This window comes from Streptomyces sp. NPDC057486 (assembly GCF_042802415.1).
In the GTDB taxonomy this organism is placed as follows: Bacteria; Actinomycetota; Actinomycetes; order Streptomycetales; family Streptomycetaceae; genus Streptomyces; species Streptomyces yanii.
In genome coordinates, this window is sequence record NZ_JBHVEE010000035.1 from 22,937 (window position 1) to 42,526 (window position 19,590).

Annotated in this window: 14 protein-coding genes and 1 pseudogene; 10 read left to right on the forward strand and 5 right to left on the reverse strand. The window is 69.0% G+C overall.

Annotated elements, in window-relative coordinates:
- The first annotated feature begins 141 nt into the window (after positions 1-141).
- The 3 genes from ACFU6I_RS18465 (at position 142) to ACFU6I_RS18475 (ending at position 3,864) form a co-directional block, all read left to right on the forward strand.
- Positions 142-1,029 carry a FadR/GntR family transcriptional regulator gene (locus ACFU6I_RS18465; RefSeq protein ID WP_384367517.1) on the forward strand — a complete coding sequence of 296 codons (888 nt, stop codon included), beginning with the start codon at positions 142-144 and terminating at the stop codon, positions 1,027-1,029.
- A 325-nt stretch (positions 1,030-1,354) separates the two neighbouring features.
- Positions 1,355-2,905, forward strand: coding sequence for an RNA polymerase sigma factor (locus ACFU6I_RS18470; protein WP_384367520.1), 1,551 nt, complete (start codon positions 1,355-1,357; stop codon positions 2,903-2,905).
- A gap of 128 nt (positions 2,906-3,033) precedes the next feature.
- The gene (locus tag ACFU6I_RS18475) at positions 3,034-3,864 is read left to right on the forward strand and encodes a S1 family peptidase (protein ID WP_384367523.1); all 831 of its coding nucleotides are present in this window, start codon (positions 3,034-3,036) and stop codon (positions 3,862-3,864) included.
- 106 nt (positions 3,865-3,970) lie between these two features.
- Here ACFU6I_RS18475 and ACFU6I_RS18480 read toward each other — a convergent pair whose 3' ends face one another.
- Complete coding sequence (locus ACFU6I_RS18480) at positions 3,971-4,204, reverse strand: hypothetical protein (protein WP_037701300.1); 234 nt, start codon at positions 4,202-4,204, stop codon at positions 3,971-3,973.
- Between the two features lie 439 nt (positions 4,205-4,643).
- On the opposite strand from ACFU6I_RS18480, the gene ACFU6I_RS18485 reads away from it, so the two are divergent.
- From ACFU6I_RS18485 to ACFU6I_RS18500, 4 genes and pseudogenes are all read left to right on the forward strand, one after another.
- Positions 4,644-6,764 (forward strand): type IIA DNA topoisomerase subunit B, encoded by a 2,121-nt coding sequence (locus ACFU6I_RS18485; protein ID WP_384367526.1) that lies wholly within the window; start codon positions 4,644-4,646, stop codon positions 6,762-6,764.
- A gap of 295 nt (positions 6,765-7,059) precedes the next feature.
- Positions 7,060-7,550: pseudogene (locus tag ACFU6I_RS18490) on the forward strand (LuxR C-terminal-related transcriptional regulator); the annotation flags it as partial.
- 130 nt (positions 7,551-7,680) lie between these two features.
- Positions 7,681-8,124, forward strand: a complete 444-nt coding sequence (locus tag ACFU6I_RS18495; RefSeq protein ID WP_384367529.1) for a DUF485 domain-containing protein — start codon at positions 7,681-7,683, stop codon at positions 8,122-8,124.
- The gene (locus ACFU6I_RS18500) at positions 8,121-9,713 is read left to right on the forward strand and encodes a cation acetate symporter (protein WP_384367532.1); all 1,593 of its coding nucleotides are present in this window, start codon (positions 8,121-8,123) and stop codon (positions 9,711-9,713) included. The genes ACFU6I_RS18495 and ACFU6I_RS18500 overlap by 4 nt, the downstream gene beginning before the upstream one ends.
- A gap of 96 nt (positions 9,714-9,809) precedes the next feature.
- Here ACFU6I_RS18500 and ACFU6I_RS18505 read toward each other — a convergent pair whose 3' ends face one another.
- On the reverse strand, positions 9,810-10,487 hold the full coding sequence (locus ACFU6I_RS18505; RefSeq protein WP_384367535.1) for a response regulator: 678 nt from the start codon (positions 10,485-10,487) through the stop codon (positions 9,810-9,812).
- Complete coding sequence (locus ACFU6I_RS18510) at positions 10,484-12,154, reverse strand: ATP-binding protein (RefSeq protein WP_384367538.1); 1,671 nt, start codon at positions 12,152-12,154, stop codon at positions 10,484-10,486. The genes ACFU6I_RS18505 and ACFU6I_RS18510 overlap by 4 nt, the downstream gene beginning before the upstream one ends.
- Before the next feature lie 96 nt (positions 12,155-12,250).
- Between ACFU6I_RS18510 and ACFU6I_RS18515 the strand changes: the two genes are divergently transcribed.
- Positions 12,251-13,270 (forward strand): LacI family DNA-binding transcriptional regulator, encoded by a 1,020-nt coding sequence (locus ACFU6I_RS18515; protein ID WP_384367541.1) that lies wholly within the window; start codon positions 12,251-12,253, stop codon positions 13,268-13,270.
- A gap of 46 nt (positions 13,271-13,316) precedes the next feature.
- Here ACFU6I_RS18515 and ACFU6I_RS18520 read toward each other — a convergent pair whose 3' ends face one another.
- Positions 13,317-14,621, reverse strand: coding sequence for a citrate/2-methylcitrate synthase (locus tag ACFU6I_RS18520; protein WP_384367544.1), 1,305 nt, complete (start codon positions 14,619-14,621; stop codon positions 13,317-13,319).
- 112 nt (positions 14,622-14,733) lie between these two features.
- Between ACFU6I_RS18520 and ACFU6I_RS18525 the strand changes: the two genes are divergently transcribed.
- Both ACFU6I_RS18525 and ACFU6I_RS18530 read left to right on the forward strand, forming a co-directional pair.
- Positions 14,734-15,894 carry a citrate synthase/methylcitrate synthase gene (locus ACFU6I_RS18525; protein ID WP_384367547.1) on the forward strand — a complete coding sequence of 387 codons (1,161 nt, stop codon included), beginning with the start codon at positions 14,734-14,736 and terminating at the stop codon, positions 15,892-15,894.
- A gap of 23 nt (positions 15,895-15,917) precedes the next feature.
- A complete protein-coding gene (locus tag ACFU6I_RS18530) occupies positions 15,918-17,021 on the forward strand; it encodes a CobW family GTP-binding protein (protein WP_384367550.1) in 1,104 nt (367 codons plus the stop codon).
- A 24-nt stretch (positions 17,022-17,045) separates the two neighbouring features.
- Here ACFU6I_RS18530 and ACFU6I_RS18535 read toward each other — a convergent pair whose 3' ends face one another.
- A complete protein-coding gene (locus tag ACFU6I_RS18535) occupies positions 17,046-19,496 on the reverse strand; it encodes a DNA topoisomerase (ATP-hydrolyzing) subunit A (RefSeq protein WP_384367554.1) in 2,451 nt (816 codons plus the stop codon).
- Positions 19,497-19,590: the final 94 nt, after the last annotated feature.

Genomic DNA, 19,590 nt, shown 5'->3' on the forward strand with positions numbered 1-19,590 from the left:
GGTCGCGAGGCTCTTAACTCCCTTGAGCGTGCCCGTTTTATGCAGATAAGGCGTCAATTGGGGGGTGGGCGCCGATCACCCTTTCGTGTGCTTTTCACCAAAGACCTCAAGAGGCGGGCGAGCCGCGCCGACAAAGGATGCGTGAGTACCCTTGCGCACACCATGATGACCGCCGCCCGCTCCGTCGATTCCGGCCTCGCCGGCTCGGGTGAACTCGACCGCTACCCCTATACGGAGGCGCCGGCCGGCGAGCGCGCCGCCATCCGTTCGTGGGACGGCACCGATGCAGAGCTGGGGCGAGCGAGCCGGCGGGGTTCGGCCAGCCGCGGCCGTGGCCTCCACGGACAGCTCGTTCAGCAGCTCGGTCAGATGATCGTCTCCGGTGATCTGGGTGCCGATCGCCCGCTCGTGCCCGAGGAGATCGGCCAGCGCTTCGAGGTGTCCCGCACGGTCGTACGTGAGTCTCTGCGCGTTCTCGAGGCCAAGGGGCTGGTCAGCGCCCGGCCCAACGTGGGTACCCGGGTCCGTCCGGTCAGTGACTGGAATCTGCTGGATCCCGACATCATCGAATGGCGAGCCTTCGGTCCGCAGCGCGACGACCAGCGTCGTGAGCTGGGTGAGCTCCGCTGGACGATCGAACCGCTCGCCGCTCGCCTTGCCGCCGGTCACGGCCGTGAGGACATTCAGCAGCGGCTCGGTGACATGGTCGAGATCATGGGGCACGCGCTCGCGCAAGGCGACGTGATCACCTACTCGCGGGCCGATGCCGAGTTCCATTCCCTGCTGATCCAGGCCGCCGGCAACCGCATGCTCGAACATCTCTCCGGCATCGTCTCCGCCGCCCTCCAGGTCTCGGGTGGTCCGGTCACCGGCTGTGACCGCCCCGCCGAGGCGTCCCTCGGTCACCACGGCCGGATCGTCGACGCCCTCGCGACCGGCGACGCGGCGGGTGCCGAGGCGGCCATGCGTCAACTGCTCGTCGTCCACCCCGAGGTGGACCGGGTGGTGCCGGCGCCGCGCGAGCACTGACCACGGTACGGCCAGGGTGTACGAACCATGTGTCGCCGGACCCTCGCGGTCCGGCGGCTCAATTGTTGAGGGATGTCACCCTTGGTCGCATTCGCCGCACATGGGGTGTGACTCGGGCCACGCGGATTGGGCGTAACACTCCTTGAGGCAGTGCGATGACCTAAGAGGTGACCGCCGCGGAAGGAATACAGCAGCCATTGACGGCGCTGTGCAGTTCTGAGGCCAAACCCGCGCCGTCGGTACATTCCCAGCCCGACGGTCGTCGGCTCCAGCTCTCTCCAGGGCCGGGCCGGAAGCCGTTTTCCATCGTTCCGAGAGGTTGTTCGTGTCGGCCAGCACATCCCGTACGCTCCCGCCGGAGATCGTCGAGTCCGAGTCTGTGATGGCGCTCATCGAGCGGGGAAAGGCTGATGGGCAGATCGCCGGCGATGACGTGCGTCGGGCCTTCGAGGCTGACCAGATTCCGCCAACCCAGTGGAAGAATGTTCTGCGCAGCCTCAACCAGATCCTCGAGGAAGAGGGTGTGACGCTGATGGTCAGTGCCGCGGAGTCGCCGAAGCGCGCCCGCAAGAGCGTCGCAGCGAAGAGCCCGGTCAAGCGCACCGCCACCAAGACTGTCGCGGCCAAGACGACCGTGACGAGGACCGTCGCGGCCACCGCCGCCCCGTCGGCCGAGACCGTGGACGTGGTGGCCGACGACGCTGCCGCGGCCAGCCCTGCGAAGAAGGCGGCAGCCAAGAAGACGGCTGCCAAGAAGACCGCCGTGAAGAAGACGGCGGCCAAGAAGACTGCAACGAAGAAGGCCGGTAAGAAGGACGCCGACGAGCTCCTCGACGGCGACGAGGCTGTCGAGGAAGTACAGGTCGGCAAGGGCGACGACGAGGAGGGCGAGGGCGAGAACAAGGGCTTCGTCCTCTCCGACGACGACGAGGACGACGCGCCCGCGCAGCAGGTCGCCGTCGCAGGCGCCACGGCCGACCCGGTCAAGGACTACCTGAAGCAGATCGGCAAGGTCCCGCTCCTCAACGCCGAGCAGGAGGTCGAGCTCGCCAAGCGCATCGAAGCGGGCCTGTTCGCCGAGGACAAGCTGGCGAACTCCGACAAGCTCGCGCCGAAGCTCAAGCGCGAGCTGGAGATCATCGCCGAGGACGGGCGCCGGGCCAAGAACCACCTGCTGGAGGCCAACCTCCGCCTCGTGGTCTCGCTGGCCAAGCGTTACACCGGCCGCGGCATGCTCTTCCTGGACCTGATCCAGGAGGGCAACCTCGGTCTGATCCGCGCGGTCGAGAAGTTCGACTACACCAAGGGCTACAAGTTCTCCACGTACGCCACCTGGTGGATCCGTCAGGCGATCACCCGTGCCATGGCCGACCAGGCCCGCACCATCCGTATTCCGGTGCACATGGTCGAGGTCATCAACAAGCTCGCGCGTGTGCAGCGTCAGATGCTCCAGGACCTGGGCCGTGAGCCCACCCCGGAGGAGCTGGCCAAGGAGCTCGACATGACCCCCGAGAAGGTCATCGAGGTCCAGAAGTACGGTCGTGAGCCGATCTCTCTCCACACGCCGCTGGGTGAGGACGGGGACAGCGAGTTCGGTGACCTGATCGAGGACTCCGAGGCGGTCGTCCCGGCCGACGCGGTCAGCTTCACGCTCCTCCAGGAGCAGCTGCACTCGGTGCTCGACACCCTCTCCGAGCGCGAGGCCGGCGTGGTCTCGATGCGCTTCGGTCTCACGGACGGGCAGCCGAAGACCCTCGACGAGATCGGCAAGGTCTACGGCGTGACGCGTGAGCGCATCCGTCAGATCGAGTCGAAGACCATGTCGAAGCTGCGCCACCCGTCGCGTTCGCAGGTGCTGCGCGACTACCTCGACTGAGTCGCGGGAGCAAGCAGGTCGAGGGCCCGGTTCCGAGGAACCGGGCCCTCGACGCATGTGCGGGTGCGGTTGCCGACACGCTGGATGACTCTGAGTGGGCATGGTCCACCGCAGAGTCAGGAGTACGCATGTCCCGTACCGTCGTCCGCGCCATGACCGGGCTGCTCGCCCTGGTTGCCGCGGCAGCCGTGATACCGCTCGGGTCCCTGGTTCCGGCGGCTGCCGACAGCATCGTCATCGGTGGGCAGCCGGCATATGTCAAGGACAGTCCGTGGGTCGTGGCACTGACCAGCCGTAACCGTTTCGGAGGTACCCGTGCGGGGCATTTCTGCGGTGCTGTGCTGGTGAGGCCGACGAAGGTGCTGACCGCCGCGCACTGTCTGAGCCGGGAGGCGCTCGGCATCGATGTGAGTCAGGTGCACGACCTGCGGATCATTGCCGGGCGGGATGAGCTGACCGGCTCCGGTGGCCGGGAGGTCGCGGTCAAGGAGACGTGGATCAACCCGGGGTACGACCCCACCACCAACTCCGGCGATCTGGCGGTGCTCACCCTGGCCGACGCGCTCCCCGGAGAGAGTGTGATCCCGATGGCCACAGCCGGTGACCGGGCCGATGAGCCGGGTAGCACAGCCCTCGTCTACGGCTGGGGGGACACCTCCGGGAACGGTGACTACGTGACGTCACTCCGCTCCGCCCAGGTGAGGGTTCTGCCGGACAGCACGTGTGAGCGGGCCTACCCGGGTGGCAGGGGCGCCGCGTACAAGGCTTCGACGATGCTCTGCGCGGGCGAACCGGACGGCGGGCACGACGCATGCCAGGGGGACAGCGGAGGGCCGCTGGTGGCCGGTGGGCGGCTCATCGGCCTGGTGTCCTGGGGGAATGGCTGTGGGGTGGCGGGAAGCCCCGGCGTCTACACGAGGATCTCCGAGGCGGCGGGATGGATGGCGGGCAGTAGCTGACCGGCGTCGCTCCGTAGGTACGAGAACGGGCGGCTCCCCCTCGGTAGGGGGAGCCGCCCGTCGGCCGGTACGGAGCCGGACCCTGGCTCGTCGTGGATGCGAGGTGTCAGTGTTGTTCCTCTTCGACGGCATTGGCCTGCACGGCCGTCAGCCGGTCCGTCTCATCCTGTATTTCCGCGGCGATCTTCTTGAGTTCCGGCTCGAACTTGCGACCATGGTGGGCGCAGAAGAGCAGTTCACCGCCGCTGATCAGGACGACGCGCAGATATGCCTGGGCGCCGCAACGGTCACAGCGATCTGCTGCGGTCAGCGGGCTCGCGGGGGTCAGAACAGTAGTCACGTCGCCTCTTCTCTAGCTCGACGAGCTGTCGTACCAGGGTCAACATCCAACCAGGCCGAAAACGTTCCCGCTCGTGGCTTTTCTTCGAAACTTCTTCTCAAGATGGCTGTCTGTTGCCGGTTGGCGGCGAATGTGCCGTATTGCGTAGCGCTACGGTTTCGCGTTGCTTGTATGGGTCGGTCGGTCCGTCCGGCCGGCTTGCCGGTTTGTTCATGAGGACGTGCCCGGAGCCTAAATGGTTCATGCCTCGAAGGGAACGTGATGTGCGCGTCACTCCAACGAGGGATCGAACGTGTATGCGAGGCTGGTCTAGTGTGAGCATTCCCTGAGGGAGGCGGTACAACCGCTCTACCAGGCCTCGGTAGGCTCTCAACGGCAACCGAAGCCGAGCCCGTTACCCACCTGGACCCCAAATGAAATTCAGCGAGGAGCGAACCGCGTGACCGCCGATACGTCCGTGCCGTCCACTGCGCTGCTGACCGGAGCCGACCGAGACGGCTCCAACTACACCGCGCGGCACCTTCTCGTGCTCGAGGGGCTTGAGGCAGTCCGCAAGCGCCCCGGGATGTACATCGGGTCGACCGACAGCCGCGGCCTCATGCACTGCCTCTGGGAGATCATCGACAACTCCGTCGACGAGGCCCTGGGCGGTTACTGCGACCACATCGAGGTCATCCTCCACGAGGACAACTCCGTCGAGGTCCGGGACAACGGCCGGGGCATCCCCGTCGATGTCGAGCCCAAGACCGGACTGTCCGGCGTCGAGGTCGTCATGACCAAGCTGCACGCCGGCGGCAAGTTCGGCGGCGGCTCGTACGCCGCGTCCGGTGGTCTGCACGGTGTGGGAGCCTCCGTGGTCAACGCGCTCTCGGCCCGGCTCGACGTCGAGGTCGACCGCAACAGCGCGACCCACTCGATCAGCTTCCGGCGCGGGGTGCCGGGCATCTTCACGGAGCAGGGCCCGGACAGTCCGTTCGACCCGGCCAACGGCCTCCGCAAGGGGAAGCGGGTCCCGAAGGCGCGCACCGGCACCAGGGTCCGCTACTGGGCCGACCGGCAGATCTTCCTCAAGGACGCCAAGCTCGGCCTGGAGACGCTCCACCAGCGGGCCCGGCAGACGGCATTCCTCGTCCCCGGACTCACCATCGTCGTACGCGACGAACGCGGTCTCGACGGTGAGGGCAAGACCGAGGAGACGTTCCGCTTCGACGGCGGAATCAGTGAATTCTGCGAGTACCTGGCCCAGGACAAGGCTGTCTGCGACGTGCTGCGGCTGACCGGGCAGGGCACCTTCAAGGAGACCGTGCCGGTCCTGGACGAGCGCGGTCACATGACGGCGACCGAGGTCACGCGTGAGCTGGCCGTCGACATCGCCATGCGCTGGGGCACGGGATACGACACCAATCTCAAGTCCTTCGTCAACATCATTGCCACCCCCAAGGGCGGCACACATGTGACCGGGTTCGAACGTTCCGTGACCAAGACGGTCAACGAGGTGCTCCGCTCCGCGAAGCTCCTGCGGGTCGCCGAGGACGACATCGTCAAGGACGACGCCCTGGAGGGCCTCACCGCAGTCGTCACCGTACGGCTGGCGGAGCCGCAGTTCGAGGGCCAGACCAAGGAGGTCCTCGGCACCTCGGCGGCCAACCGGATCGTCGCCAATGTCGTCGCCAAGGAACTCAAGGCATTCCTGACCTCCACCAAGCGTGATGCCAAGGCGCAGGCCAGGGCAGTCCTGGACAAGGCGGTCGCCGCCGCGCGCACGCGCATCGCGGCCCGACAGCACAAGGACGCGCAGCGTCGTAAGACGGCGCTGGAGTCCTCCTCGCTGCCCGCCAAGCTCGCGGACTGCCGCAGCGACGACGTGGACCGCAGCGAGCTCTTCATCGTGGAGGGGGACTCCGCGCTCGGCACGGCCAAGCTCGCCCGGAACAGTGAGTTCCAGGCGTTGCTGCCGATCCGGGGCAAGATCCTCAATGTCCAGAAGGCGTCCGTCTCGGACATGCTGAAGAACGCCGAGTGCGGCGCGATCATCCAGGTCATAGGGGCCGGGTCCGGGCGGACCTTCGACATCGACGCCGCCCGCTACGGCAAGATCGTCCTTCTGGTGGACGCCGATGTCGACGGCGCGCACATCCGTATCCTGCTGCTCACGCTCTTCCAGCGGTACATGCGGCCCATGGTCGAGGCGGGACGCGTCTTCGCCGCTGTGCCCCCGCTCCACCGGATCGAGCTGGTCCAGCCGAAGAAGGGCCAGGACAAGTACATCTACACCTACTCCGACGGCGAGCTGCGCCAGACGCTGCTGGAGCTGCAGCGCAAGAACGTCCGGTACAAGGACTCGATCCAGCGGTACAAGGGTCTGGGTGAGATGGACGCCGACCAGCTGGCCGAGACCACGATGGATCCGCGCCACCGGACACTGCGGCGGATCAACATCGGCGACCTCGAATCCTCCGAGCAGGTCTTCGATCTGCTGATGGGCAACGAGGTCGCGCCCCGCAAGGAATTCATCACCAGCTCGGCCGCCACGCTGGACCGCTCGCGCATCGACGCGTGACCGGCAGCCGCCGTCTCCACCCGTGGGTGGAGACGGCGGCTCCACCCACGATCAACCCCTGAGCCGATCCTCCGACCTGGCATTTTCCGTAGCGTCGAAGGTGTTGAACCTTTCCGCACTTCGGGATGAGCCCGGCGTACGGTGATGCTGCCGGCGGTCTGTCGTCGCAGCCGGCGTGGAAGGACCGTGTGTGACGCGCGCTACCGGGACGAGTCGGCCGTCCCGGGAGGCGCTCTCCCGACAGGGGCGCACGCGCCCACGGGCGGTCGTTGCCTGGTCCGTACGCGCGCTCCTGCTGGAGGCGACACGGCGCATCCGCGCGGAGCGTCCGGGCACGCAGGTGGTGGTCCTCACGACGTTCGCGGATGGCGACTCGCTCTTCCCAGCGCTGCAGGCGGGCGCCCGCGGCTACCTCACGAAGGACGCCGGGGCGACGAGATCGTGCGGGCCATCCAGGCAGTGCTGTCGGGCGAGGCCGGGCTCTCGCCCGTGGTGCAGCGTCGGCTGCCGGAGCGGGTCACCACAGCTCCGGCCCCCGCCGGGCCGCTGCCTGCCCAGCCGCAACTGCCGGACGGTCTCATGCCCCGCGAGGCGGAAGTACTCGCCCTGATCGCCGAGGGGATGTCCGACCAGGAGTTCGCCCGCAGGCTGCACATCTCGCAGGCCACGGTGAAGAGTCACATCAACAATCTCTTCGCCAAGGCCGGGGTGCGCGACAGGGCGCAGGCCGTGCGCTATGCGTACGTTCGGGGTCTCGCACACCCGCCCGGGGCATCCTTCACCTGAAGAGGTGAAGAGCGCGAATGAAGTGCCCGAGAACTTCCTGATCTGCCCATTCTTGGGTACGCGGCCGAAGTGGTCCGTGGACAAGGGGAGTTGTTCGGTGGAGAAGGAAGCAGGGCGCGACGCTGCAGCGATGCGAGTCGACGACCCGTGGTACGACGCTCTGGCCTCCGGATGGGGCGAACTGGACGGTGCGGGGGGCTTCGTGCCCGTCGGGCCACCAGAGCCCGTGGCCCCGCAGCGCAGCCACAGCGCGGCAGACATCTATCTGGAGGTGCAGCGCAGCGAGGCCTTCCAGGAAGTGCGGCGTCGATACCGGCGTTTCGTCGTCCCCGCCACCCTGGCCTTCGTCGTCTGGTACGTCGCCTACGTTGTCACGGCGGTCACCGCACCCGGACTGATGGCCCGTCCGGTAGCCGGGGCCGTCAACGTGGCGATGGTCGCGGGGCTCGGGCAGTTCCTCACCACGTTCCTGCTCACCGGGGCGTACACACGTCATGCGCGGCTGCGCAGGGACCGGGCGGCGCTCGATCTGCGGTGGGAGACCCAGGAGATGACGCGGGGGATCGGGCGTTGAGCGGGAATCACCAGACCCTGGCGTTGCTTCTGTTCAGCGCATTCATCGCCGTGACGCTCGCCATCACCACCTGGGTGAGCCGCAGCCGGCACGGCTCGGCGGAGGAGTTCTATGCCGGCGGTCGGTTGTTCTCACCCATGGAGAACGGTTTCGCTATCGCCGGTGACTACATGTCGGCCGCATCCTTCCTCGGCATCTCCGGTCTGATCGCGCTGTTCGGCTACGACGGCATGCTGTACTCGGTCGGCTTCCTCGTCGCCTGGCTCGTCGTCCTGCTGCTGGTCGCCGAACTCGTGCGTAACTGCGGCCGATTCACCCTCGCGGATGTGGTGGCCGCGCGCATGGCGGAACGTCCGGTGCGGATCGCGGCGGGGATCTCCTCCGTCACCGTCTCCGTGCTCTACCTGGTGGCGCAGATGGTGGGTGCGGGCAGCCTGGTCGCCCTGCTCCTCGGCGGTACGAGCAACGCCGCCCGCTCCTGGACCGTCATCGGGGTCGGGGCGCTCATGGTGATCTATGTGTCCTTCGGGGGGATGCGTGCCACGACCTGGATCCAGATCGTCAAGGCCGTCCTGCTGATGATGGGCGCGACCGTGCTCACCGTGCTGGTTCTGGTCCATTTCCATGGCAACGTCAACGCGCTCCTCACCTCGGCCGCCGAACGGAGCGGGCACGGACTGAAGTTCCTCTCGCCCGGACTCAAGTACGGCGGCAGCTGGACCGCGCGATTCGACTTCATCAGCCTCGGGCTGGCCCTGGTGCTCGGTACGGCCGGACTGCCCCACATCCTGTCGCGCTTCTACACCGTGCCCACCGCCCGCGCCGCCCGCCGCTCGGTCGTCTGGTCGATCGGCCTCATCGGCAGCTTCTACCTGATGACGATCGTGCTCGGGTTCGGGGCGGCGGCGCTGGTCGGTTCGGCGGACGTACGGGCGTCGAATCCCGCCGGGAACACCGCAGTCCCGCTGCTGGCCCTGGTGCTCGGCGGCGGTGAGGGTTCCACCGGGGGAACGATCCTGTTCGCGGTGGTCGCCGCTGTGGCCTTCGCGACCATCCTCGCCGTCGTCGCCGGGATCACGCTCGCCTCGTCCGCCTCTGTGGCCCACGACCTCTACGCCTCGCTCAGGCGTCCGGGCCGGAAGCAGCACAGCGAGGTCACCGTGGCCCGGGTCGCCGCGGCCGGGATCGGGGTGGCCGCCATCGTGCTCGGGCTGGTCGCGCAGGATCTGAATGTGGCGTTCCTGGTGGCGCTCGCCTTCGCCGTCGCCGCTTCGGCCAATCTGCCGGTGCTGCTGTACTCGCTGTTCTGGCGCCACTTCACCACGCGAGGGGCGGTCTGGTCGGTCTACGGAGGGCTGATCCCCGCGGTGCTGCTCGTCCTGCTCTCACCGGTCGTCTCCGGCAGTCCCACCTCGCTCTTCCCCGGCGTCGACTTCCAGTTCTTCCCGCTGGAGAACCCCGGACTGGTCTCCGTCCCGCTCGGCTTCCTGGCCGGCTGGATCGGCACAGTCACGTCACCCGAGCCGCCCGACGCCGCCAAGCATGCGGAGACCGAGGTCCGCGCGCTGACCGGGGCGGGGGCGGTGTAGCCGGTCAGGGCGCGGCGGTCGGCGGACGAGCCGGGCCAGGAATGCGGGACCGGACTGTGGCGGACGCGGGTCGGCGGTCCGTCCCGCAGGAATTTCCTAGGAGCCCGAGGCCCAGGTGTAGCGGTGTTCCGGGCGGCCTGTCTCGCCGTACCGCAGTGTCAGCCGCACCCGACCCGTCCGCTCCAACAGCTTCAGGTAGCGCTGCGCGGTCTGCCGGCTCATTCCGGCGCTCTCCGCGATCTCCTGTGCGGAGAGCGGCCCCTCGGCCCCCTTGAGCGCCTGGCGGACCAGTTCCGCAGTGGTGGGGGAGTGCCCCTTGGGCAGGTCGGGTTCGCCCGCCGCCCACAGAGCGCCGAAGAGCCGGTCCACGTCTCCCTGCTCGGCCTCGCCGCCGCCCTCCAGAGTGTGGTGCAGCGCCGCGTACGCCTCCAGCTTGGTACGCAGCCCCGCGTAGGTGAACGGCTTCACCAGGTACTGGAGCGCGCCGTGCCGCATGGCCTCCTGGACGGTGGCGACGTCACGCGCCGCAGTCACCATGATCACGTCAGTGCGGTGACCGAGCCTGCGCAGCTCGCGCACCACGGTCAGGCCATTGCGGTCGGGCATGTAGTGGTCGAGCAGGACGAGATCCACGGGCTGCGACTCGACCGCGGCCAGGGCCTCGGCGGCGCTGTGCGCCTGCGCCGCCACCCGGAAGCCGGGCACCTTCGAGACATACGCCGCGTTGATCCGCGCGACCCGGATGTCGTCGTCCACGACCAGGACCTGGATCACTGAACTCCTCCCGTGAGATCCGGCTCCGGAAGCTGTGTGTCCGTGAGACCCGGTTCGGTGAGTGCCTCGGGCAGTACGACAGTGAACTCGGCGCCGCCTTCCGGCGGACCGTCCACGGTGGCGCTGCCCCCCTGTCGTTCGGCCAGCCGCCGTACCATCGCGAGACCCAGACCACGCTTGCCGTGCGCCGGGAGTTCCTTGGTCGACCAGCCCTCCGTGAAGACCGATTCGCGATGCTCGGGAGGGACGCCGGGGCCGCTGTCGCGGACCCGCAGCACCACCGTACGGCCGTCCGTCCGTAGCCCCACCTCGATCAGAGGGTCGTCCGATCCGGCGGCTGCGTCCAGGGCGTTGTCGACGAGGTTCCCGACGACGGTGACCAGCCCGCGCGGGTCCACCAGCCGGTCGGGGAGCAGCGTGCCGGGGGCCATGCGCAGCGATACGCCGCGCTCCGCGGCGACCGTCGCCTTGCCGACCAGCAGGGCGGCCAGCAGCGGATCGCGGACCTTCTCGGTGACCTGCTCGGCGGTGGCCCGGTGGACGCCGACGACCTCGGTGACGAACTCCATCGCGTCCTCGTGCATGTCCAGCTCCAGCAGCCCCAGGAGGGTGTGCAGCCGGTTGGCGTGCTCGTGGTCCTGTGCGCGCAGGGCGTCGATCAGACCGCGGGTGGAGTCGAGCTCGCGGCCGAGGTGTTCGAGTTCGGTGCGGTCGCGGAGGGTGGCGACGGCGCCTCCGTCGGCGGTCGGCATCCGGTTGGCGAGCAGCACCCTGTTGCCGCGCACGGTCAGCAGATCGTCGCCCACCACTCGGCCGGCAAGCACGTCCGCGGTCCGCCCCCGGCCGAGCACGTCGTCGAGCGGGCGGCCCGCGGCGTCGGAGCCGAGCCCCAGCAGCCGCTGCGCCTCGTCGTTCAGCAGCCGGATGCGTCCCGTACGGTCCAGTGCGACGACGCCTTCGCGGATGCTGTGCAGCATCGCCTCACGCTCGGTCAGCAGCGCGGAGATGTCGGAGAACGCCAGGTCGTGGGTCTGTCGCTGGATGCGGCGGGAGATCAGGTACGCAGCCAGCGCCCCGACGGCGAGCGCCCCGCCCGCGTAGGCGAGCAGCCCCGGGATCGCTGCCAGGAGCCGGGCGCGGACACTGTCGTACGCGATGCCGACCGAGACCGCTCCGACGATGTGGTCCGCGTTGTCGCGGAGCGGCACCTTGCCGCGTGCCGAGCGGCCGAGCGTACCGCTGTCGATCTCCATGATCTCTCCGCCCGCGAGCGCCTCACTGGGGTCGGTCGAGACGACCTTGCCGATCCGGCGGGTGTCGGTGTGCGACCAGCGCACCCCGTGCCGGTCCATGACGACGACGTACTCGGCGCCGGTGGACCGCCTGATCCGCTCCGTGGCGGATTGCACGGGCCCCCCGGGCACAGGTGCCGTGGTGAGCAGGGACTCGGCGATCTGCGGCTGGGCCGCCGTGCTCTGCGCGATGGCGAGCGCACGGCGCATCGCCTCGTCGTCGAGCTGCGTGCTGAGGGGTGCCAGGAAGAGGCCGGTGGCGAGTACGGTGACGCCGGTGGCGATGGCGAGCTGCATCAGCAGCACCTGGGAGAAGACCCGCTGCGGCCAGCCGAGCCGTCGCGGTCTCCGGGGGGTGGGCTGTGGGGCGCTCATCGTATGAAGGTAAAACGCCGCCCTGCGCTTCCTGAAATCTCTCTTCTTTCCAACTCCACGCAATCCGCTTGCGTTTTTTTCGCTAATCTTGCGTGTATGACGCGACGACTTGCTCAGGTGGCACAGAAGGTGGGAGTCAGCGAGGCCACGGTCAGCCGGGTGCTCAACGGCAAGCCCGGAGTCTCCGACGCCACCCGGAAGGCCGTCCTCTCCGCGCTCGACGTCCTCGGTTACGAGCGTCCGACCCAGCTGCGAGGCGAGCGGGCCCGACTGGTCGGACTGGTCCTGCCGGAGCTGCAGAACCCGATCTTCCCGGCCTTCGCCGAGGTCGTCGGCGGTGCGCTCGCCCAGCAGGGGCTGACCCCCGTCCTGTGCACCCAGACCAAGGGGGGCGTCTCCGAGGCCGACTACGTGGAGCTGCTTCTGCAGCAGCAGGTGTCGGGTGTGGTCTTCGCGGGCGGGCTCTACCACCAGGCGGACGCCCCGCACGATCACTACAGGGTGCTGGCCGACCGCAGGATCCCGGTCGTGCTGATCAACGCGGCCATCGAGCACCTCGGCTTCCCCGGGGTGTCCTGCGACGACTCGGTCGCCGTCGAGCAGGCGTGGCGTCACCTGGTCTCGCTCGGCCACGAGCGCATCGGCCTGGTGCTCGGTCCCTCCGACCACGTGCCCTCGCAGCGCAAGCTCGCGGCCGCCCGCGCGCTCGCCCGGGCGGCCGGCACCACCGTGCCGGACGAGTGGGTGGCGAGGGCCATGTTCTCGCTGGAGGGCGGGCAGGCCGCGGCCATGCGCCTGCTGGACCAGGGGGTCACCGGCATCATCTGTGCCAGCGACCCGCTCGCGCTCGGCGCCGTGCGCGCGGCCCGCCGCCGCGGCCTCTCCGTGCCCGCCGATGTCTCGGTGGTCGGGTACGACGACTCGGCCTTCATGAACTGCACCGAGCCGCCGCTGACCACGGTCCGGCAGCCGATCGAAGCGATGGGGCGCGCCGCCGTCGAGCTGCTCTCCGTGCAGATCGGGGGCCGGGCCGTGCCCTCCGACGAGCTGCTCTTCGAACCGGAACTGGTGGTGCGGGGGTCCACCGCACAGCCCCCACGAATCACTTCCGGTTGATCGTCGATATTTTGCGACTCATGAGCTATCTATTGCGGTCGATCCCCTATGCCGTGGCCGATCCCGGACCGGGCAGGGGCTGAGGGGGGCGAGGGCCGCTGTACTGACCGCTGGGGCGCATCCGCAGCGGGCGTTCCCCGTACTCCTCCAGCGCATGCGCGATCCAGCCCGCTGTTCGGGACACCGCGAACACCGTCTCACCCGCCTCGACGGACATGCCGGACGAGACCGAGAGCACGGCGAGCGCCAGGTCGACGTTGGCGTGCAGCGGGGTGTGGCGCGCGGTCGTGGTGACCACGTCGCGCGCCGCGGCCAGCGCGGGTGCCGCCTGCGGGACCTGTGCGAGCAGGGCGAACAGCGTTCGCGCCCGCGGATCCTCGGCGGTGTAGAGCCGGTGCCCGAGTCCCGGCACCCTGCGGCCGGTGCGGAGATGGTCGGCGACCACCGGGGCCGCGCTGCCCCGCTCCAGGACCTCGACGAGCATCCTGTGCGCCAGCCCGCTCGCGGCTCCGTGCAGGGGGCCCTCCAGGACGCCGAGGCCCGCGGAGACCACCGCGTACGGATGGGCATGCGCGGATGCGGCGACGCGGGCGGCCAGTGTCGAGGCGGCCAGATCATGGTCGATCAGCAGGCCGAGAGCCGCGTCCAGTACGGTGAGCGACGCCGCGTCGGCCGGGTGGGCGGTGAGTTTCGGCCATAGCCGGCGTGCCAGCCCGGGTGTCTGCGAAGCAGCCTCATGGCGGGTCGTCGTCGGTGCGCCGGCCGATGTCGGCAGCGCGTCGACCAGGGTGGGAATCAGGCTTCGCGCGCTGCCGAGCACCGCCTGGGGGGAGAGGTCGAAGCGCAGCGGATCCGCGGTGGCCGCGGCCACGACCGCGACCCGCAGCCGGTCCGTGGACCCGCTGTGTGCGGGCAGCGCACCCACCGCGCGGCGCGCCGCGGCCAGGGCCTCGGCAGGCGCGGTGAAGCGCGTGCCTGGCCGGAGCTCACCGGTCCACAGCCATTCGGCGATCGCCTCGTAGGCGTAGTGCGTGGCCAGTTCGGTCGCGTCGACACCGCGGAAGTAGTACCGGTCGCCCTCGATCAGCGTGATCCCGGTGCGGAACACCAGGTCTCCGTTGACGGGGGAGGGTTCCCTGCGTCCGGTGCGCCGGAGCAGCGCATCGACCTCCGCGGCGTCGAACGTACTGCCGCGGCCGCCGGGCGCGCGCCTGCTGCTCAACTGGCCCCGGCTGACGTACGCGTACACCGTCTCGGGCTTCACCCCCAGGCGCTCGGCCGTCTCGCGCGTGGTGAGCCGATCCGTGGTCGCCCCGGCCGAACCGTCGCCGGGGGCTGCTTGATCCTTCATGCTGCTCACCGTATCCATATTGATTCAATCAACATTGACACGGTTAGAGTCAATCATAGACAGTCGAATCAATATCGATCTGGCTTCAGCAGCGAAGTTCGCGGAGGAAGAGATGCCGACCATGACCGACGGAACCCCGCTCGATGTACCTCGCGGCCTCGCGGGTGTCGTCGTCACGGACACCGCTCTCGGTGACGTCCGGGGGCGCGAGGGCTTTTACCACTACTGGCAGTACTCGGCGATCGAACTCGCACGGACCCGCAGCTTCGAGGACGTCTGGTACCTGATGTTCCACGGCGAGCTGCCCGGTCCGGCCGTCCGTGCCGACTTCGCCGCGCGCACCGCGGCCCTGCGTCGGCTGCCTGCGGACGTACGGGACGCCCTGCCGGCCATAGCCCGCGCGGGGGCCGCCTCAGGACCGCTTGCCGGGCTGCGCACCGCCCTGTCGCTGCTCGGCGCCTCGGCCGGATTCCACCCGGTGTACGACATCGACGGCGAGGGACGCCGCAATGACGCCCTGGCCGCCTGCGCCGCCGTACCCACGGTGCTGACCGCACTGCACCGGCTCGGGCAGGGCCTCGAACCGGTCGAACCGCGCGACGATCTGCCGTACGCCGCCAACTACCTCTACATGCTCACCGGGTCCGTGCCGGACCGCGCCCGCGTCAGGGCCGTCGAGCAGTACCTGATCTCCACCGTCGACCACGGCTTCAACGCCTCGACCTTCACCGGCCGGGTCGTCGCCTCGACCGGTGCGGACATCGCCGCCTGCCTGGTGGCGGCCGTCGGCGCACTCTCCGGACCGCTGCACGGTGGAGCGCCCAGCCGGGCGCTCGACACCCTGGACGCGATCGGTACTCCCGACCGCATCGACGGCTGGATCCGCGAGCGTGTGCTGGCGGGCGAGCGGATCATGGGCTTCGGCCATCCCGTCTACCGCACCGAGGACCCGCGCTCAGGCATGCTGCGCGGGATCGCCCAGGGTTTCGGCGGACCGTTGGTCGACTTCGCCGTCGAGGTGGAACGGCAGGTCGAAGAGATCCTTGCTGAGCTCAAGCCGGGCCGAGAGCTCCACACCAACGTGGAGTTCTACGCCGGGGTCGTCATGGAGCTGTGCGGGTTGCCACGTGAGATGTTCACGCCGACCTTCTGTGCGGCGCGTGTGGTCGGCTGGAGCGCCAATATCCTGGAGCAGGCGGAGGACTCGAAGATCATCCGCCCGGCGGCCCGCTACATCGGTCCGCCCCCGCCGCAGCCGGTACCGGCGCCCTGAGGTCCCTCCGAGGAAGGCCACCGTTGAGCCCGTCGTCTTTGCACCGCAAGCAGCAGATTCCTGTCATCGTCCTGGCGGGGTTCCTGGGTTCCGGCAAGACGACCCTGCTCAACCACTTGCTCCGGCACCGTGCGGGGAACCGGATCGGCGTGATCGTCAACGACTTCGGTTCGATCGAGATCGATGCCATGACCGTCTCGGGGCAGGTCGGCTCGACTGTTTCGCTGGGCAATGGATGTCTGTGCTGCGCCGTCGACGCGAGCGAACTCGACACCTTCCTGGAGACGCTGACCCGCCCCGCCGTCGGCCTCGACGTGATCGTCATCGAGGCGAGCGGACTCGCGGAACCCCAGGAGCTCGTGCGCATGCTGCTGGCCAGCGACAACCCGCAGATCGTGTACGGGGGACTGGTCGAACTCGTCGACGCCGCCGAGTTCGACGCCGTCCGGGAGCGCCATCCGGAGATCGACCGGCACCTCGGCGTCGCCGATCTCGTCGTGCTGAACAAGACGGACCGGGTCACGGACGAGGAGCAGGACCGGACCCGGGATGCCGTTGCGGCGACCGGCAGCAGGGCGGCCGTTGTCCCCACCGCGTACGGACGCATCGACCCGGAGCTGCTCTTCGACCCGGCGCTGCGGCCGGACGGCGAGGAGCGGATGCGTCAGCTCTCCTTCGAGGACCTCCTGCTGGACGAGGAGGGCGTCGGGACGCACGCGGGGCATCTGCACGCCACGTACGAGAGTGTCTCGTTCAGCGCCGATGTACCCATGAACCCCCGCCGAACGATGGAATTTCTCGACTCGCGGCCGGAGGGCCTCTACCGGATCAAGGGGTACGTCGACTTCGGCGCGGGAGACCGCGGCAACAAGTACGAGGTGCATGCGGTCGGCCGATTCCTGAGGTTCACCCCGCAGCCCTGGAGGCGCGACGAACCGCGCCTCACCCAGCTGGTGCTGATCGGTTCCGGCATCGCCCCGGACGCCCTGCACAAGGAACTGGCCGACTGCCGCGAGAGCGCCGAACCGCCGGTGGAAGCCGGGCCGGCGCCGGACATGGCGCAGGACGCCGCACATGAGCAGAGCATGTGGGGCGTCCTGCGCTACGTACAACAGCCGGCCGACTGAAACCGATCGACGGAATCCCGTCGGCTACACCGGTCCGGCGATCACCGCGACCGGCTTGGCCAGCGGCGTCCCCGAACCGTCGCGCCGCGGATCCGGTTCCGGCAGTTCGGACGGGGTGCCGTTCTTCTGCGCCGCCCGTGCCGGGACCGCACCCGCCCAGGCGAACACCAGGACGTCCTCCCCCTTGAGGAAGCGCTGACAGCGCACGCCGCCGGTGGCCCGGCCCTTGCGCGGGTACTGGTCGAACGGCGTGAGCTTCGCCGTCACCACCGAGTCGTCCAGCGTGCCGTGCGAGCTCGCCACCGTGAACACCATCGCGTCCGCCGCCGGGTCCACCGCGCCGAACGAGAGCACCTCGGCGCCCTCCGCCAGCTTCACACCTGCCATGCCGCCCGCCGGCCGGCCCTGCGGCCGTACCTGGGCCGCCGGGTAGCGCAGCAGCTGTGCGTCGGACGTGATGAAGACGAGGTCCTCCTCGCCCGTACGCAGTTCGGCGGCGCCGACGATCCGGTCACCGTCCTTGAGGGTGATGACCTCCAGCTCGTCCTTGTTGGCCGGATAGTCCGGCACCACCCGCTTGACGACGCCCTGCAGGGTGCCGATCGCCAGGCCGGGGGAGGACTCGTCGAGCGTGGTGAGGCAGATGACCTCCTCACCGGTCTCCAGCGTGAGGAACTCCGAGACCTGTGCCCCGCCCGAAAGATTCGGCGCGGCATGGGTGTCCGGCAGCTGGGGCAGGTCGATCACCGCGAGCCGCAGCAGCCGCCCTGTCGACGTCACCACGCCGACATCGCCACGCGCCGTTGCCGGCACGGCCGACACGATCACGTCGTGCTTGGTGCGCTTGGCGTCCTCGGCGACGACGATCGGGTCGCCGGTGGCCGTACGGGCCAGCAGACCGGTCGAGGACAGCAGCACCCGGCACGGGTCGTCCGCGACCTCCAGCGGCACCGAGGCGACCTGCGCACCGGCCGACTCCAGCAGCACCGTACGCCGGTCGGTACCGAACTTCTTCGCGACCGCGGCCAGTTCGGTGGAGACCAGCTTGCGGAGCTCGGCGTCCGATTCGAGGATCGTCGTCAGCTGGTCGATCTCGACGTTGAGCCGGTCCCGCTCGCTCTCCAGCTCGATCCGGTCGAACCGGGTCAGCCGGCGCAGCGGGGTGTCCAGGATGTACTGCGTCTGGATCTCGCTCAGCGAGAAGTGCTCGATGAGCCGCTCCTTGGCCTGCGCGGAATTGTCGCTGGACCGGATGAGCCGGATGACCTCGTCGATGTCGATCAGCGCGACGAGCAGGCCCTCGACCAGGTGCAGCCGGTCCCGGCGCTTGGTCCGGCGGAACTCGCTGCGGCGACGCACCACGTCGAAGCGGTGGTCGAGGTAGACCTCGAGGAGCTCCTTGAGGCCCAGCGTGAGCGGCTGTCCGTCGACCAGCGCCACGTTGTTGATGCCGAAGGACTCCTCCATCGGCGTCAGCTTGTAGAGCTGTTCCAGCACGGCCTCGGGCACGAAGCCGTTCTTGACCTCGATGACCAGGCGCAGGCCGTGCTCGCGGTCGGTGAGGTCCTTGACATCGGCGATGCCCTGGAGCTTCTTCACCGAGACCAGGTCCTTGATCTTGGAGATCACCTTCTCCGGGCCGACGGAGAAGGGCAGTTCGGTGACGACCAGGCCCTTGCGGCGGGCCGTCACGTTCTCCACGGCGACCGTGGCACGGATCTTGAAGGTGCCACGCCCGGCCGCGTACGCGTCCTTGATCCCGCCGAGGCCCACGATCCGGCCACCGGTCGGCAGGTCGGGTCCGGGGACGAACCGCATCAGGGTCTCCAGGTCCGCGCCCGGATGCCTGATCAGATGGCGGGCGGCGGCGATGACCTCGCCCAGGTTGTGCGGCGGCATATTGGTCGCCATGCCGACCGCGATCCCGGACGAGCCGTTGACCAGGAGGTTCGGATACGCGGCCGGGAGGGCGACCGGCTCCTGCTCCTGGCCGTCGTAATTCGACTGGAAATCGACGGTGTCCTCGTCGATCGACTCCGTCATCAGCGACGTGGCGTCGGCCATCCGGCACTCGGTGTACCGCATGGCGGCGGGCGGGTCGTCGTTGCCGAGCGAGCCGAAGTTGCCGTGCCCGTCGACGAGGGGGAGCCGCATCGAGAACGGCTGCGCCATCCGGACCAGCGCGTCGTAGATCGACGCGTCGCCGTGCGGGTGCAGCTTGCCCATGACCTCGCCGACGACGCGGGCACACTTCACATAGCCGCGGTCGGGGCGCAGCCCCATCTCGTTCATCTGGTACACGATGCGGCGGTGCACCGGCTTCATGCCGTCGCGGGCGTCCGGCAGGGCCCGTGAGTAGATCACCGAGTACGCGTACTCGAGGAAGGAGCCCTGCATTTCGTCGACGACGTCGATGTCGAGGATCTTCTCCTCGAAGTCGTCCGGCGGCGGGGTCTTCGTACTGCGGCGGGCCATCGCTGCTGCGACTCCTTCACAGATTCGTTCGGGCAACCTCTGGTTCTGACGCGGACCATTGTGGACCGCCGCACTGACAACGCCGACCTCGACC

Excerpts from the sequence above, each read along its gene's own strand:
- ACFU6I_RS18475 (WP_384367523.1), top strand. The coding sequence starts at position 3,034 with ATGTCCCGTACCGTCGTCCGCGCCATGACCGGGCTGCTCGCCCTGGTT.
- ACFU6I_RS18495 (WP_384367529.1), top strand. The coding sequence starts at position 7,681 with ATGCGAGTCGACGACCCGTGGTACGACGCTCTGGCCTCCGGATGGGGC.
- ACFU6I_RS18510 (WP_384367538.1), bottom strand. The coding sequence starts at position 12,154 with ATGAGCGCCCCACAGCCCACCCCCCGGAGACCGCGACGGCTCGGCTGG.
- ACFU6I_RS18515 (WP_384367541.1), top strand. The coding sequence starts at position 12,251 with ATGACGCGACGACTTGCTCAGGTGGCACAGAAGGTGGGAGTCAGCGAG.
- ACFU6I_RS18520 (WP_384367544.1), bottom strand. The coding sequence starts at position 14,621 with ATGAAGGATCAAGCAGCCCCCGGCGACGGTTCGGCCGGGGCGACCACG.
- ACFU6I_RS18525 (WP_384367547.1), top strand. The coding sequence starts at position 14,734 with ATGCCGACCATGACCGACGGAACCCCGCTCGATGTACCTCGCGGCCTC.
- ACFU6I_RS18535 (WP_384367554.1), bottom strand. The coding sequence starts at position 19,496 with ATGGCCCGCCGCAGTACGAAGACCCCGCCGCCGGACGACTTCGAGGAG.